The organism is Plantactinospora sp. BC1, from assembly GCF_003030345.1.
In the GTDB taxonomy this organism is placed as follows: domain Bacteria; phylum Actinomycetota; class Actinomycetes; order Mycobacteriales; family Micromonosporaceae; genus Plantactinospora.
The window spans coordinates 549,855-564,782 of the sequence record NZ_CP028158.1 but is presented as its reverse complement, the minus strand read 5'-3'; the positions used below and the strand labels follow the sequence as shown (position 1 = coordinate 564,782).

Below are 14,928 nucleotides of genomic sequence, written 5' to 3'. Positions count from 1 at the left end.
CGATGCGCCTGGTCAACCGGCTCGCCACCCTGCTGCTCGGCTGCGCGCTGCTGGGCGGTGGACTGCTGCTGATCGTGGAGGTCTTCGCGGTGGCCCTGGACCGTGGCTCGGTGGTGATCGACCGGACGGACTGGTACCGCACCCTGACCGGTACCCGGCTGGCGGATCCCTGGGTGCGGACCGGGATCATCGCCGCCGGTGTGGTCGGACTGCTGATCCTGTGGGGACAGTTGGTCCGCTGGAAGCCCGAGCGGCTACCGGCCCGGTTCGCCGACGGCTGGCACCTGCAACGCCGGTCGGTGGAACGGCAGTTGGCGACGGCCGCGAACTCGGTACCCGGAGTCGAGTCGGCGAGCGCCCGGGTCCGCCGCGAGGGCCTCGGCTGGCGGACCCGGATCCGGGCGACCGGCGACGCCTCGGTCCGGCTGGCGGTGGAGTTCACGGTCCGGCGCGAACTGGAGAATCTGGGTGCCTCGTCCCAGGACCACGTCGACGTGCAGATGGTCCGGTCGGGCAGCCGGCCACGAACCGAGGTAGCCCGGGTGGAGGGCTGATGCGGCGACGCGGGGAGCCGGCATGACGAACAGCGCCATCCGGGTGCTCTGGACGGTGGTCGGGCTCGTGCTCACCGCCATCGGCGTGGTGGGGCTGATCGCCAGCCTCGGGCACCTGGCCGGAGTCGACAACGAGGCACCGCTGCTCTGGTCGGGACTGCTGCGCACCTGGCGCGGCATCGACCCGTGGGGCCTGGTCATCCTCGGCGTACTCGGGCTCCTCTTCGCCTGGCTCGGCTCGAAGCTGCTCGGTCGGGTACTCCGGGCCCGTCGCTACCCGGTGCTCGGCGACCTCGACCTGCGGTCCGTCACCGGCCAGACCGCGGCCGCCGGCCCGGCGCTGCCCGGCGCCACCCGGGTCCGGGGCGCCCGGCTGGCCCGGGGCCTCGAACGCGACCTCGCCCGGGATCCGCAGGTCCGCCGGGCGTCGGTCACGCTGGCCGGCACCGCACCCCGGCCGGAACTCTGGATCGAGTTGCAGCTCAACTCCCGGGCCGGGATGACCGCCGTCCGGGACCATGTGACGACGGCGGTCGAGCGGTTCCGGACCACCTCCGGGCTGGCCCCGCGCCGGCTGGAGGTGACCGCCCGGATCGACGCCGCCAGCCCGGTCCGGGTGCACTGAGCCGCCCGACGGCATCGCGCGGGGCGGCTCCGGCGTCAGGCCGCTGGCTCGGTCCGTTCCGGATAGCCGCGGCGTACCGCCGTGCTGACCAGGGCCAGCACGTCGTCGGCGGTCAGCCCGGCCGCCCGCGCCCGGTCGACCCAGGCCGCGAGCTGGTCGCGCAGCACCGGGTGGTCGGGCACCGCGGCCACCGCGACCCCGGAGCGGACGAAGGTGCCCCGGCCGGGATGTGCCTCGACCAACCCGCCGCGCTCCAATTCGCGGTACGCCTTGAGCACCGTGTTCGGGTTGATGGCGAGTTGCGCCGACGCCTCCTTGACGGTGGGCAGCCGGTCACCGGGATGCAACGCACCGACCCGCAGGGCGTGGGTGACCTGTTGCACCAGTTGCAGATAGGTCGGGATTCCGGCGTGACGATCCAGGTAGAACTCCAGCACGCCGTACATCCTAATTATCTATAGTGTTAGTGCGATAGGGTGTGCGCCTCCCGCGCATCCGGTGCCCCGCCCGGAGCGGTGGTCGCCGCCGCTACCAGAGTGGGCGCAGCGGCGGTGGCTCGTCGCCGGCCAGGTGCCGTACCAGCCGGCTCAGCTCGGTACGCAGCGCGGCGAGGCCGTCGGCGCCGATTCCGGCGACCAGCTCGGCCTCCAGGGTGTGCAGTACCCGGCCGGCGACCGCGAGGTGTTCGGTGGCCCGATCGGTCAGCACGATCAGCCGACGCCGCCCACCGCTCGGGTGCGGCTCGCGGCGCAGGTAACCCCGCCGTTCCAGTTCGTCGACGAGTTGCCCGGCGGCCTGCTTGGTCACACCGAGCCGCTCCGCCAGCTCGGTGCCGGTGGCACCCCCGCCGCGCAACGCCTGGAACGCCAGTCCGTGCACCGGGCGCAGGTCCGGGTAGCCGGCCTCGGCCACCCGCCGAACGAACTCGGCGAGCACCAGTTGGAAACCCATCCCGAGCAGGAAGGTCAGCTCGGTACGGGCCAGTGGGTCGTCTGTGGTCACCGCCCCATCTTGACACGGGCGAGTCAAGTTGCTTTACTCGTGATCTGAGTAAAGCAACTTGACTAGCGAGGAGACGACGTGATCCGAGGAGCGGACGTGGTCGTGGTGACCGAGAGCGAGAGCCGGACGACGCGTACCCCGGGTGGCACGATGTCCGGGCTGGCCACCCCCAGCCAGGGCAGCGCCGAGCTGGCCACCTGGCGGGTCCGGATGGCGCCGGACGGCGCCGGGCCGGTGCACGCGGTCGACCGTGAGCAGGTCTGGATGCCGCTGGCCGGGTCCTTCACCGTCACCGTGGACGGCCAGACCCGGGTAATCGGCGCCGGCCAGGCGGCGATCCTGCCCGCCGGGGTGGCCCGACAGATCCGGGCCGGCGCCGAGCCGGCCGAGGCGCTGGTCTGCATGCCGGCCGGCGGGACCGCCACCGTCCCGGACGATCCCCAGCCCCGGGAGCTGCCCTGGGCCCGCTGAGCGGTGGCACACCCCGGCCGTCGGGCGAACTCGGGCGCCGCGCCGGGACGCGCCGACCCGGGGCCGGGGTTCAGAGCCAGCCGTACCTGCGGGCGATGGCGACCGCCTCGTGCCGATTGGCCGCACCGACCTTGCCGGCCGCCGAGGAGAGGTAGTTGCGCACCGTCCCCGGCGAGAGCGAGATGCGCTGGGCGATCTCCTCGATCGGCGCGCCGTCCGCCGCCAACTCCAGCACGTCGGACTCGCGGGGCGTGAACGGGCTGTCCCCGGCGCTGATCGCCTCGGCGGCCAACTGCGGATCGACGTACCGGCCGCCGCCGTGAACGCTGCGGACCACGTCGGCGAGCACCTCGGCGGAGACCGTCTTCGGCAGGAACCCCCGTACCCCCACCGAGAGGGCCCGCTTCAGGTGACCGGGCCGGCCATGGCTGGTGACGATCATCGTCTGGCAGCCCGGCACCTCGGCCCGGATCGCCTCGGCGACCGCGATGCCGTCCAGCTCCGGCATCTGCATGTCGAGCAGGGCCACGTCGGGCCGCAGTGCCCGGGCCAGCGACAACGCCTGGGTACCGGTAGCGGCCTCGCCGATCACCACCAGGTCGTCGTGCAGCCCGAGCAGCGCGGTCAGCGCCCCACGGATCAGGTGCTCGTCCTCGGCGAGCAGGATCCGGATCGGCTCCGGCTGCGGCGGTCCCGGCCGGCCGGTCACGATCGGTCCCGCCGGCTCGGGACGGAGCCGGTCACCGCACCCGACGGCGCCCCGCCGCCCACCGGGAAAACGCCCTGCGCCCCGGCGGTCGACGGCGAGACAACCTGCGCCTCGTCGGTCGACGGGCAGACCGTCGACGGGGAGACGGACGACGCGCCGACCGTCGACGGGGAGACGGCCGACGGGGAGACGGTCGACGGGGCCGCCGCGGCCAGCGGCAGCTGCGCGGTGAGCCGGAACCGCTCCGGGCCGGGTCGGCTGGCGGTCACCCGACCCCCGAGCGGCGCCAGCCGTTCGGTGAGCCCGAGCAGGCCGTTGCCGAACACGGGCGGGCCGCCCGGACGTGCCCCGTCGTTCTCCATCACCAGCGTGACCACCCGCGCGCCGTCGGACGGATCGGCGAGGTGTCCGGCGTTGGCGCCGCCGGTGGCCCCGGCAGCGTCCGGCTCGGCTGCCGATCGCTCCCGCCGCAGCGAGACGGTGCAGGTCAGCGCCTCGCTGTGCCGCAGTACGTTGGTGGTGGCCTCCCGGACCACCCACCCGAGCGCGCTCTGCGCCTGCGGGCTCAGGTCGCGCCCCTCCCCCAGCACCCGGCACCGCACGCCCGCCGAGGTGAGCACGGCGCGGGCGCCGGCCAGTTCCGCGTCCAGGTCGACGGAGCGGTAGCCCCGGACGACCTCGCGTACCTCGGTCAGCGAGTCCTGGGCGATCCGGCGCACCTCCAGCATCTCCTCCACGGCCCGGGGCCGGTCCCGCTTCGCCAACTGCGCGGCCAGCTCGCTCTTCAACGCCACCACCGAGAGGTTCCGGCCGAGTACGTCGTGCAGGTCCCGGGCGAACCGCAGCCGCTCCTCGGCGACCGCCAGCCGGACCTGGTTGCCCCGGGACCGTTCCAGTTCCCAGAGCACCCCGAGCATCCAGAGCGAGCACCGGAAGGTGGAGAGCAGCACGACGAAGCCGAAGAGGAGCATCCAGACCGACGAGAACAGCAGAGCGGCCGGCGCCCCGTCGAGCAGCCCCACCAGCAGGATGAGACCGGCCAGTCCGACGGCGCCGACGAAGGCGTACCGGGGCGGGGTCACGGTGCAGAGCGTGCCGAGGAAGTAGCACGAGACGAGTACCGTCACCGGCAGCGTCCAGCCGGCGGAGTCGGCCTGGTGCCGCGTCAGCGCGTTGGTGGCCTCGGCGGCGACGATGGTGACCAGGGTCAGGCCGCCGGTCGCCAGCACCAGCCGGGTGGGACGTTCCCGACGGCCGAGGAAGTGCTCGACCCCGGCCCGTACGGCGAGCAGGCAGAGCACCATGTGCGCGGTACCGAGCCCGAGCACCACGACGCGGCCGGCCAGTGGCCACGCGTCCCCGGTCGCGTTGAGGAGCGCGATCGGCTCGGTCACCAACACCACGTAGAGGGTGGCCCGGGTCACCAGGTCGAACCGCTCGGGCTGGCCACGTCTGGTCCACCAGCCGATCAGCTCACGCATCCCGGGACCTCCCTGTCCTCCGTCGACTAGTGTCGCGTGTCCCAGCGGAACCAGTGGCGGGTCGCCGAGACACCCGCAGCCAGCCACACCAGTATGATCAGCGCCGGTCGCCCCGCCTCGGCCAGTACGCCGACGAAGTCGCGCGGCGCGTCCGTTCCGGTGGTGCCGACCCAGCCGAGCCGGACCAGTTCGAGCACCGGAGTCAGCGGCAGCATCTGGAACACCGCCGCGATCCCGTCCGGCAGCGATTCCACCGGGCCGGTGAACCCGGAACCGATCATCGACAGCACCAGTACCGGCAGCGTGGTGATCTGTGCGGTCTCCACCGTCCTGGTGAAGCCCGACGACGCGGCGGCGAGCAGTACGAAGATGGCACAGCCGGCCAGCACCGCGACGAGCAGCAGCGGCAGGTTGACCGGTACCGGCAGGCCGAAGAAGACCGTGGCCGCGACGACGGTGAGCAGCAGCTGGACCAGGGCCAGCGCCAGGGCCGGCACCGCCGCGCCGACCAGGATCTCGGCGTCGGTGACCACCCCGGTCCGCAGCCGTTTGAGCACCCGCTCCTCGCGCCGCGCCACGTAGGTGGTGACCAGGTTGTAGTAGACGACGTAGAGCAGGACGAAGCCGAACATGGTGGTGGCGAGCATCGCCCCGGTGGAGACGTGCCCGGCACCGTCGATGAAGGTCGAGAAGAGCGCCACCGTGCCCAGCGGCAGCAGCAGCGCGGTGGTCGTGGCGGTCTTGTTGCGCAGCAGCAGGATCATCTCGGCCCGGCCGAGCGCGCCGATCCGGCGCAGGCTCACCCGGCCGAGCCCGAGCCGCCGGAGAAGGCCACCACCGCCGGTCGCCTGCGTCGATGCGGTCATCGGATCTCCTCCTCGACGGGTTCCTCGGAGTGCGCCACCGCGAGGAACGCCTCCTCCAGGGACGCGGACCGGGCGTCCAGTCCGGCCAGTTCGAGGCCGCGCCCGTTGGCCCAGCCCAGCAGCGTGGTCAGCGCGGGTTGCAGCGCGTCGGTGTAGAGGGTCAGCCGGCCGCCGGCACCGGCGGCCGGCGCACCGGCCGGCGGCGGCTGGGCGCCGGGCAGCGCCGGCAGCTCAGCGCGGTCGAGCCCGTCCGGGAGTACGAAGCTGATCCGGGCCGGGTAGGCGGCCACCACCTCGGCGACGGTACCGGCGGTGACGATCCGTCCCCGGTGCATGATCGCCAGCCGGTCGGCGAGTTCCGCCGCCTCCGCGAGGTAGTGCGTGGTGAGCAGTACCGTGAGGCCGTCGACGAGCAGCGCCCGGACCAACTGCCAGGTGTTGTGCCGGCTCTCCGGATCCAGCCCGGTGGTCGGCTCGTCGAGGAAGAGCACGTCCGGCCGGCCGAGGATCGCCATGGCGAGGTCGAGCCGGCGCCGCTCGCCGCCGGAGAGCGCCTTGACCTGGGTACGCGCCCGGTGGCGCAGGTCCACCAGTTCCAGTACCCGGTCGACGGGTTGCGGGTCGGGCAGCGTACCGGCCCACATCCGGGCGGTCTCCGTCACGGTCAGGTCGGCGGGGAAGCCGCCCTCCTGGAGCATCACGCCGGTGCGGGGCCGTACCGCCGCCCGGTCCCGGTAGGGGTCCCGCCCGAAGACCCGGACCGTGCCGCCGCTGGGCCGGTCCAGTCCCTCGACGAGTTCCAGTGTGGAGGTCTTGCCCGCACCGTTGGTGCCGAGCAGCGCGAACAGCTCGCCCTGGCCGACCGAGAAGGAGATCCCGCGCACCGCCTCGAAGCCGCCACTTCCGCCGTACCGTCGCCGTAGGTCGTCGACCTGGACGACGGTCTCCCGGTCCAGCGCCCCGGACCCGGGGTCGGTGGCCGTCATGGTCTGGTTCATGTCTCGATTGTTCGGGCCGTGGCCGGCCGGCGGCAGTGCCACCGCTCACCGGTTTCCGTGCGGCGCACCCGGTCGGGCCCGTGACAAATGTCAACCGGGTCCCGCCGGTCACGACCGCCGGCCGGGCGGCTCTCATCGCCCGGGTCAGGGGGCCGGAACCACCGGGACCGGTCGCGGTGGCCGGGTGGAGAGGTCGACCACCCGGGCGGTACCGACCGGCTCGTCGAGCGGTACGGCGGTGCTCTCGACCCGCGCCGAGTTCGGCACCGCCTCGGCCGGACCGGCCGCCCGTTCCCGTACCCAGACCAGCAGGCCCAACCGGTCGCCGTCGCGGCGCTGCTCGACCCGGTCGATGCCGTCGGCCAGCGCCGACATCGCCACCCGGATCCGCAGTTCGCGGTCGGCGGGCCCCGGGCTGCGTTCGAGGGTGAGGCTCAGCGCCGGAACCACCCGGGGCGAGGCCGGGTCACCGCCCGGGTCCGCACCCGCACACGCCGCCGGTGTTGCCGCCACGGTCGAGAGGACGACCATGGCGACAACCCGGCGGCGTACGGAACGCATCAGCTAAGGTTACGCACCGCTGCGTAGAGGTTCGACACCCCGTCACCGAAGTAGGGTCCGTAGATCTGCGTCAGGTCGTTGCCGACGTGGTAGCTGTTGACGCTGATCGTGTAGCCCGAGTCGCCGTTGAAGTCGGCCAGCCAGGCGCCACCGCTGCCACCGCCCTGGATGGTGCAGGCCAGCTTCAGGTCGCCGGTGATGACGTACCGACGCGACGTCGGACCGTCGCAGGTGATCAGGTCCTCGCCGTCGAACGGGGAGTTCAGCGGGAACCCGAAGTGCCACACCGACGGGGTGGTCGGCCCGTTGATCCGGATGCCCTGGCTGCCCGTGACGTCGGCGAGCCGGCGCCCGGCGTTCAGGTGCATCACCGCGACCCCGACGTCGTACGCCCGGTCGCCGTCGTTGATCCAGCCGTTCAGCGACCAGAGTTCCCGGGCGGTCCAGGTGCCGAGCGGCCGGTCGCCGTAGTAGTAGTCCGGGATGAAGGTCCAGTTGGTGTTCTGCCAGACACCGCCGGAGCCCTCGTGCACGCAGTGTCCCGCGGTGAAGACGGTGTTGCGGGCCTCGGTGCTGACGACCACGCCCGAGCAGTGCCAGAGCCCGCCGTTGTGCTGGTAGAGCACCTTGCCGTTGGTCAGCGAGACGAAGTCGTGCCGCCACGGCCAGGAGGTGCCGGTCGGGCCGGCCAGCACGGACGCGTCGCCCCGGGCCGCCTTGGCCGAGCCGGTCCCGGCCTGCCCGTCGAGGCCGGTCGCGGCGGCGCGCGGCGGCAGTCCCGCCACGACGGTCTCACCGAGTACGGAACTCTGCGCGGTCTTGCGGAGTTCGGCGAGCGAGACGCCGTTGTCGGCCGGCTTGGCTGCGGCGATGCGCTCCTTCGTCCAGAACCGGGCGAGTGCGGTCTCCGGAGTGCTGCCCAGCGCGGCGGCCTCCGGGCTGAGCCGGACCGAGGTCGAGCTGACCCCGGCGGGATCCGCCGCCGGGGCGGCCGTGGCGCCCGCCGCCGTCAGCGTCGACGACAGGACGGTGGCGGTCAGGATGGCGATCGTCGCGGTGGTGGTCCGAAGAGATGGTCGTAGTCGCATGGATGTCCCATCTGATGCGAGGCAAATCAGGACCGGCTCTCGAGTGCCGCACCGAAGGTATCGAGGGACGTTCATGTTGTTCTGTCGCCTGAACGGCACTGTCGGAAAGCTCCCCGGCCCTCGACAGCCGGCGTGGCCGGACCGGTCGGCTGGTGATGTCGGATGGTGATGTCGGGTGAGTCGCCCCAATTCGGGGCAGGCGGGGAATCGAACTCCCGGCTATTGCCGCCGCGCCTCCGGATCGCCACGCTGCTGATCGCGGATGAAAGTCGTCGATGTGACGGCCGGCCCGGACCGGGGCGGCGACGACGGCGTCCGCCACCCGGTCACCGCCGATCGGCGGCGCCCGGGTGGACCGATCCGGTGACCCTGGGAGGACATGTGAACCGTCGTCTGCTGCACTGCCTCACCGGCGCCGTACTGGCCGCCGTCAGCGTGCTCGTACCCGCCGGGGCCGGCCCGGCCGGAGCCGGAGCACCCGGCTCGGCCGCCGAGCGGGTCCGGCTGCTCGCCGCGCCGGACATCCCGCTGGCCAACGTGAAGGCACACCTGGCCCAGTTCCAGTCCATCGCCACCGCCAACGGCGGCAACCGGGCGCACGGCCGCCCCGGCTACCTCGCCTCGGTCAACCACGTCAGGGCCCAACTCGACGCCGTCGGCTATCGCACGGCGGTGCAGTCGTTCAGCTACAACGGCGCCACCGGATACAACCTGATCGCGGACTGGCCGGGCGGCGATCCCGAGGACGTCCTGATGACCGGGGCACACCTGGACAGCGTGGCCGCCGGTCCGGGCATCAACGACAACGCCTCCGGCTCGGCGGCGATCCTGGAGGTGGCGCTGGCGGTCGCCCGGACCGGGCTGGCCGCGCGGAAGCACCTGCGGTTCGCCTGGTGGGGTGCGGAGGAGCTGGGGCTGCGCGGCTCGCAGTACTACGTCGACAACCTGCCGAGCGCCGAGCGGGCCCGGATCGGCGAGTATCTGAACTTCGACATGGTCGGCTCGCCGAACGCCGGCTACTTCGTCTACGACGGCGACAACTCCGACGGCGTCGGCTCCGGCCCCGGACCGGCCGGGTCGGCCCTGATCGAGCAGACGATCCAGGGGTACTTCACCTCGATCGGGGTGCCGACCCGGGGCACCGACTTCGACGGCCGCAGCGACTACGGGCCGTTCATCCGGGTGGGCATCCCGGCCGGCGGCACCTTCACCGGCGCCGAGGGGATCAAGTCGAGCAGCCAGGCCACCCTCTGGGGCGGTACGGCCGGTGCCGCCTTCGATCCGTGCTACCACCGGGCCTGCGACACCACGAGCAACATCAACGACACCGCGCTCGACCGGAACGCCGACGCGATCGCGCACACCGTCTGGACGCTCGCCGGTACGCCGGCACCACCGGGCAGTACGGTCTACGCCGACACCTTCGAGACGGCGACCGGCTGGACCGTCGACCCCGCCGGTACCGACACCGCGACCGCCGGCCAGTGGGTCCGGGCCGATCCGGCGGCCACCAGTTCGGGGGTGGCGACCCAGCTCGGCACCACCGTCAGCGGCAGCTTCGACCTGGTGACCGGAGCGCTCGCCGGCAGCGCCGCCGGAGACCACGACGTGGACGGTGGCGTGACCAGCGTCCAGTCACCGCCGATCAGCCTGCCGACCGGCGGCACGCTGACACTCGACTTCTCCTGGTATCTGGCGCACCTGAACAACGCGAGCAGCGTCGACCACCTGCGGGTGCGGATCGTCGGCAGCAGCACCGGCACGGTGCTCGACGTCGCCGGCACCGCCGCCAACCGGGCCGCCGCCTGGCAGACCGCGAGCGCGAACATCTCGGCCTTCGCCGGGCAGAGCGTCCGGATCGTGGTGGAGGCCGCCGACGCCGGCAGCGCCAGCCTGGTCGAGGCGGCGCTCGACGACGTGCGGATCACCCGGAGCTGAGTGTGCGGCCCGCCGGACGGAACGGCTTCGCGCCACCGGCCGGCGGGCCGCCCGGGCGGTCCCAGCGGTCAGCGGGCGACGGTTACCTCGGCCGCGGCAATCCGCCGCCACCGCGCTCCGGACGGCCGCAGTCTCGGAGTACCTGACGACGCACGGCCTCCGCCGAGGCGCGTCGGCACACCGATCGCCGCCTACCACGGGAGTCGCCATGTCCACCACGTCCACCGCCACCCCGGCGCTGGAGGTCCTTCGCACCGCCGTCGCCGCGCTCCGGCCCCGGATGGAGGCGGTCAGCCTGGCCATCCACGCCCGCCCCGAGCTGAAGTTCACCGAGTTCCACGCCCGGAAGCTGCTGACCGGCTGGCTCGCCGAGTCGGGTTTCACGGTGCGGGCGCCGCTGGGCGGGATGGAGACGGCGTTCGCGGCCGTACACGAGGGGAGCCGGCCCGGACCGTACGTCGCGGTACTCGCGGAGTACGACGCACTGCCCGGCCTGGGGCACGGCTGCGGCCACAACCTCATCGCGGCCGGTGCCGCCGCGGCGGCGATCGCGGTCGTCCGGACGCTGCCCGACCATCCGGGCACCGTCGCCGTGCTCGGTACCCCCGCCGAGGAGATGGGCGGCGCCGGCAAGATCCGGCTGATCGAGGCGGGGGTCTTCGACGGCGTCGACGCGGCGGTGATGTTCCATCCCGGCGACCGCTCGCTGACCGCCCGCCCCGGACTGGCCGCCGCGCACCTGCGGATCACCTTCACCGGCACCAGCGCACACGCCTCGGTCTCCCCCTGGCTGGGCCGCAGTGCGCTGGCCGGAGCCCAACTCTTCCTCCAGGCGGTCGACGCGATGCGCCAGTTCGTGCCGCCCACCGTACGGCTGCACGGCATCGTCGCCGACGGCGGAGCGGCCCCGAACGTCGTACCCGCGTACGCCGCCGTGGACCTCTACGTCCGGGACCGGACGGCAGCCTCGGTCGAGGCGCTGGTCGACCGGGTCCGGGCTGCGGCCGACGGGGCGGCGCTGGCCACCGGAACGGCGGCGGCGCTCCGGGAAACCGGCCCGATGTACGCCGAACGCCGCAACAACATGGTGCTCGCCGAGCGGTTCGGTGCGGCGGTACGGGCCCTCGGGGTGCAGATCCTGCCCGGTGAGCCGGACGGGCCGGCGGGCTCCTCCGACATCGGCAACCTCTCCGGGCTGCTGCCGGTCATCCACCCGTACGTCCAGATCGCCGAGCCCGGCACGCCGAGCCACTCGGCGGCGATGCGCGAGGCGGCGGCGACGCCCCTCGCGCACGACCGCACCGAGGTCGCGGCGACCGGACTGGCCCGGGTGGTCGCCGAACTGCTCACCCGGCCGGACCTGCTGGCGGCGGCGCGGGCGGAGTTCGCGGCGCAGTCCGAGGTACGGGTGTGACGAGGTGCCGACCATACACTCGGCGTCATGTCGGTTGTGATCCTCCTCGCGGGGGTGGGCCCCGACCGATTTCCCGTCGTCGTGTCGCCACTGGCGGAGCTGGCGGCCAGCCTGCACGTGCTGACCGGTCACCGTCACCACCCCGAGCACGCGACCTGGGCGGCCGAGGTCTCCCGGACCGCACCACCCGCCTTCCGGGCCGGGTTGCTGCGCTTCGCACCACTGTGGACGGCGCTGCGCTGGCGGGCCTTCTATCCGGGGCTCGGCACGACCGCACCGTCCGCCGCGCTGACCGGGATCCCACTGCACCGGTTCGCCGAACTCACGGCGTTCACCTGCGCCAGCGGCTACCACGGCTTCGACTTCGGCCGGGTACTGCACGACCCGGCCCAGGCCGGCGCGCTGCGGCAGGCCGCCGCCCGGCTGCCGGAGCCGCACCTGGGTCTGGCCGAGGATCTGCTGCGCGACCCCGAGGCGCTCCGGGCCGACCTGCTCGACTTCCTCGACCTGTGCCACCGGGTCTACTTCGCCGACCTCTGGGCGCGGACGGAGCCGATCCTCGCCCGGGCCGCGCACCGGTTGCGGCAGCGGCTGGCCGACGAGGGTCCGGCGGCCGCCCTGATCGCGCTCAGCCCCTCCACCGCCCGCCTGGCCACCCCGTCGACCGGGCCGTCCCGGGTCGTCTTCGACAAGGTGCACCACGCGGTGATCAGCCCGTCCCGTACCCCGGTCCTGCTCATCCCCACCCGGCACGGCGCCCCGCACCTGCTGGTGAAGAACGAGCCGGGACTGCCGCCGGTGGTGCACTTCCCGGTGGAGGCGCCGGACGTCGGGGTCACCCTGGCCCGCAGTCGCCTGCTGGCGCTCACCGATCCACGCCGGGTCCGGCTGTGCCGGCTGATCGCCCGGCAGTCGATGACCACCGCCGACCTGGCGGACCGGCTGTCGATGACCCGCCCCCAGGTCTCCCGGCACCTGCGGGTGCTGCGCGACCTGGGACTGGTGCGGGTGGAACGGCACGGTCGCTACGTGCTCTACGGGCTCGACCTCGCGGCGGTCGAACGGATCGGGCGGGACGTGGCGACGGCGTTGCAGTACTGAGTCACCGGAGTGGGAGGTTTGAGATGGCGAGCCGCCACTATCCGATCGTCGCGCACCGGGAACTCTGGCCCCGGTTCCGGCCGAACGCCCTGCGCCAGCGCCGGCATCCGCTGGTCGCCGGGCGGCACGAGATCCTGGTCTACCAGCTCGGCGAGGAGTACCTGCCGGGCCCGCTCGATCCGGCGCGGGCCGGTCGGGCGGTCGCCGCCACCGTCGTCGACATCCGCCGCGACGTGTCGATCTACACCTCCGACCGGGTACGCAGTGCCGAGGCCGGATGGGAGTTCCCGATAACGGTGATCTTCCACTGCACGGTCGTCGACCCGGTCGAGGTGGTCCGGGCACGTCACCGGCGCGGCTTGTCGGATCTGCGCCAGTCCCTCCGCACGGCGCTCCGCCCCGGTCGCCTGGACGGGCGCCATCGTCCGGAGGATCTGGCGGGGCTGCGCGCGGCGCTCGTCGCCCGGCTCGAACCGCAGCGGCCCGTCCCGGCGACCCCCGGAGTCCGGGTGGTCGTCGGCGAGGTGGAGGTGCGGCCCTGCGTCGCCGTCGACACCGTCAGCCCCGAGGCGTGAGCCCGGTCCCGGGCCACGGTCCAGGGCCGGGCCGCCCGGTAGGCACCGGTCCACCGACGACCGGACCTGCGAGGATGGGTCGGTGGATCTGGAATCGGGCGCCGGGCTGCTGCACCGGCTGACGTCGTACGCGCCGGATCGGCAGTGGGACGTGCCGGTCGACGATCCGCGGGTCCGGCACGACCTCGTACCGAACGATTCCGGCACCCGGCCGCCGCCGATGAAGGCGTACCACGGGCTGCCGGTCGTACCGCTGCCACGTGAGCTGCCGGATCCGGGCGTCTCCGCGACCGCCGTACTGGCCGGGCAGCGGGCTCCGGCACGGCCGCTGGACGCCGCGCAGCTGGGCCGGGTGCTCTTCCTCGGCGCCGGGGTGGTCCGGGTCGCCGAGCGCGACGGGATCGTGCTGCCGTTCCGCGCCGCCGGGTCGGCGGGCGGGCGCTTTCCGCTGGAGCTCTACGCCAGTACCCGGGGAGTGGCCGGCGTCCCCGACGGAGTCCACTGGTACGACGGGCAGCGGCACGCCCTGGTGCGGGTCGGCCCGCCCGCCGACGGCGCCGCCACCACCCTGGTCGTCACCGGTGTGCCGTGGCGGACGGGCTGGCGCTACGCCGAGCGGGGCTGGCGGCACCTCTACTGGGACGCCGGCACCCTGCTCTCGCAACTGCACGCGGCGGCGGCGAGCGCCGGGCTGCGACCGCGCCTGCACAGCCGGTTTCCGGACGCCCGGCTTCGGACGCTGGTCGGCGCCGACGGGACCCACGAATACCCGCTGGCGCTGCTCCGCCTCGGTGACGGCGAGCCGGCGGTGGCACCCACCGGGCCGGCCGCCACCGGTGAACTGCCGCCGGTCGAGCTGCCGCTCTGCACCGCCGCGCAGCGTGCGGGCGAGTGCGACGACCTCGGACCGGCCTGGCCGGAGGGGCCCGAACTGCCGGACGTGCCGGCGGCGGAGTCCGTGGACGAGGTGGTCCGGCGGCGCGGCTCGCAGCGCCGGATGGACCGGCGCCGCACGCTGCCCCGCGCGTTGCTGGACTGGCCGCTGCGGGCGGCACTGCGCGGCGTGCGGGTGCCGCACTGGGTGGCCGTGCACGGCGTCGACGGGCTGGCCCCGGGGATCTACCGGTGGCCGGAGCTGGCGCATCCGGTGCGCGCCGGTGACCACCGCGCCGAACTGCTGCAGGTCTGCCTCGACCAGAGCCTCGCCGCGGACGCGGCCTACGTCGTCGTCGCGGCGACGCCGCTGGCCGGGCTGGACGACCGGGGCTACCGCGACGCGCAGTTGGCCGCCGGCCTGGTGGAGGGACGCCTGCACCTCGCGGCGTACGCCCTCGGCGCCAGCGCCAGCGGCATGACCTTCGTCGACGCGGAGGTGCCCGGGCTGCTCGGCGAGCCGGCCGACCTCGCGGCGCTGCTCTTCACCTGTGTGGGGGTGCCCGCATACCGGTCGCGCCGTGCCGGTGACCCGGGCGCCCCGACGCCGTTCCGGCCGGTCGTGCCCCGGCTGGGGACCGAGGGTTGACCGACGCCCGCCAGCCGCGCGGC

General features: G+C 73.8%; 16 protein-coding genes. 8 read left to right on the top strand and 8 right to left on the bottom strand.

Going from position 1 to position 14,928, the window contains the following annotated elements; genetic code table 11:
• Positions 1–2 precede the first annotated feature (2 nt).
• The gene (locus C6361_RS02185) at positions 3–554 is read left to right on the top strand and encodes a DUF6286 domain-containing protein (protein ID WP_107259339.1); all 552 of its coding nucleotides are present in this window, start codon (positions 3–5) and stop codon (positions 552–554) included.
• Between the two features lie 22 nt (positions 555–576).
• The gene (locus C6361_RS02180; protein WP_107266587.1) at positions 577–1,179 is read left to right on the top strand and encodes a hypothetical protein; all 603 of its coding nucleotides are present in this window, start codon (positions 577–579) and stop codon (positions 1,177–1,179) included.
• A 35-nt stretch (positions 1,180–1,214) separates the two neighbouring features.
• Here the strand turns inward: C6361_RS02180 and C6361_RS02175 are convergent, their stop codons facing one another.
• The gene (locus tag C6361_RS02175; RefSeq protein WP_107264102.1) at positions 1,215–1,616 is read right to left on the bottom strand and encodes a GntR family transcriptional regulator; all 402 of its coding nucleotides are present in this window, start codon (positions 1,614–1,616) and stop codon (positions 1,215–1,217) included.
• A 91-nt stretch (positions 1,617–1,707) separates the two neighbouring features.
• Entirely contained in the window at positions 1,708–2,181 is a 474-nt protein-coding gene (locus C6361_RS02170) for a MarR family winged helix-turn-helix transcriptional regulator (RefSeq protein WP_234359277.1), read from the bottom strand.
• Between the two features lie 78 nt (positions 2,182–2,259).
• Here C6361_RS02170 and C6361_RS02165 point away from each other — a divergent pair, with 78 nt between their 5' ends.
• Positions 2,260–2,652 carry a cupin domain-containing protein gene (locus C6361_RS02165; protein WP_234359276.1) on the top strand — a complete coding sequence of 131 codons (393 nt, stop codon included), beginning with the start codon at positions 2,260–2,262 and terminating at the stop codon, positions 2,650–2,652.
• A gap of 70 nt (positions 2,653–2,722) precedes the next feature.
• On the opposite strand, the gene C6361_RS02160 is transcribed toward C6361_RS02165, so the two are convergent.
• From C6361_RS02160 to C6361_RS02135, 6 genes are all read right to left on the bottom strand, one after another.
• On the bottom strand, positions 2,723–3,361 hold the full coding sequence (locus C6361_RS02160) for a response regulator transcription factor (RefSeq protein ID WP_234359275.1): 639 nt from the start codon (positions 3,359–3,361) through the stop codon (positions 2,723–2,725).
• Complete coding sequence (locus C6361_RS02155) at positions 3,358–4,842, bottom strand: sensor histidine kinase (RefSeq protein WP_199853207.1); 1,485 nt, start codon at positions 4,840–4,842, stop codon at positions 3,358–3,360. Before C6361_RS02155 ends, C6361_RS02160 begins: the two co-directional genes overlap by 4 nt.
• 26 nt (positions 4,843–4,868) lie before the next feature.
• Positions 4,869–5,708, bottom strand: coding sequence for an ABC transporter permease (locus C6361_RS02150; protein ID WP_107266586.1), 840 nt, complete (start codon positions 5,706–5,708; stop codon positions 4,869–4,871).
• On the bottom strand, positions 5,705–6,706 hold the full coding sequence (locus tag C6361_RS02145) for an ABC transporter ATP-binding protein (protein ID WP_234359274.1): 1,002 nt from the start codon (positions 6,704–6,706) through the stop codon (positions 5,705–5,707). The genes C6361_RS02150 and C6361_RS02145 overlap by 4 nt, the downstream gene beginning before the upstream one ends.
• 144 nt (positions 6,707–6,850) lie before the next feature.
• Entirely contained in the window at positions 6,851–7,267 is a 417-nt protein-coding gene (locus C6361_RS02140; protein ID WP_107259348.1) for a hypothetical protein, read from the bottom strand.
• Entirely contained in the window at positions 7,267–8,355 is a 1,089-nt protein-coding gene (locus C6361_RS02135) for a serine protease (RefSeq protein ID WP_107266585.1), read from the bottom strand. Before C6361_RS02135 ends, C6361_RS02140 begins: the two co-directional genes overlap by 1 nt.
• Positions 8,356–8,736: 381 nt before the next feature.
• On the opposite strand from C6361_RS02135, the gene C6361_RS02130 reads away from it, so the two are divergent.
• The 5 genes from C6361_RS02130 to C6361_RS02110 all read left to right on the top strand — a co-directional run bounded on the left by C6361_RS02130 (position 8,737) and on the right by C6361_RS02110 (position 14,905).
• A complete protein-coding gene (locus C6361_RS02130; protein ID WP_369931161.1) occupies positions 8,737–10,293 on the top strand; it encodes a M28 family peptidase in 1,557 nt (518 codons plus the stop codon).
• A 208-nt stretch (positions 10,294–10,501) separates the two neighbouring features.
• Positions 10,502–11,707 (top strand): amidohydrolase, encoded by a 1,206-nt coding sequence (locus tag C6361_RS02125; RefSeq protein ID WP_107259350.1) that lies wholly within the window; start codon positions 10,502–10,504, stop codon positions 11,705–11,707.
• A 27-nt stretch (positions 11,708–11,734) separates the two neighbouring features.
• Positions 11,735–12,808 carry a DUF5937 family protein gene (locus C6361_RS02120; protein WP_107266584.1) on the top strand — a complete coding sequence of 358 codons (1,074 nt, stop codon included), beginning with the start codon at positions 11,735–11,737 and terminating at the stop codon, positions 12,806–12,808.
• Positions 12,809–12,831: 23 nt separating this feature from the next.
• Entirely contained in the window at positions 12,832–13,383 is a 552-nt protein-coding gene (locus tag C6361_RS02115; protein WP_107266583.1) for a hypothetical protein, read from the top strand.
• A gap of 82 nt (positions 13,384–13,465) precedes the next feature.
• Positions 13,466–14,905, top strand: coding sequence for a hypothetical protein (locus C6361_RS02110; protein ID WP_234359273.1), 1,440 nt, complete (start codon positions 13,466–13,468; stop codon positions 14,903–14,905).
• Positions 14,906–14,928: the final 23 nt, after the last annotated feature.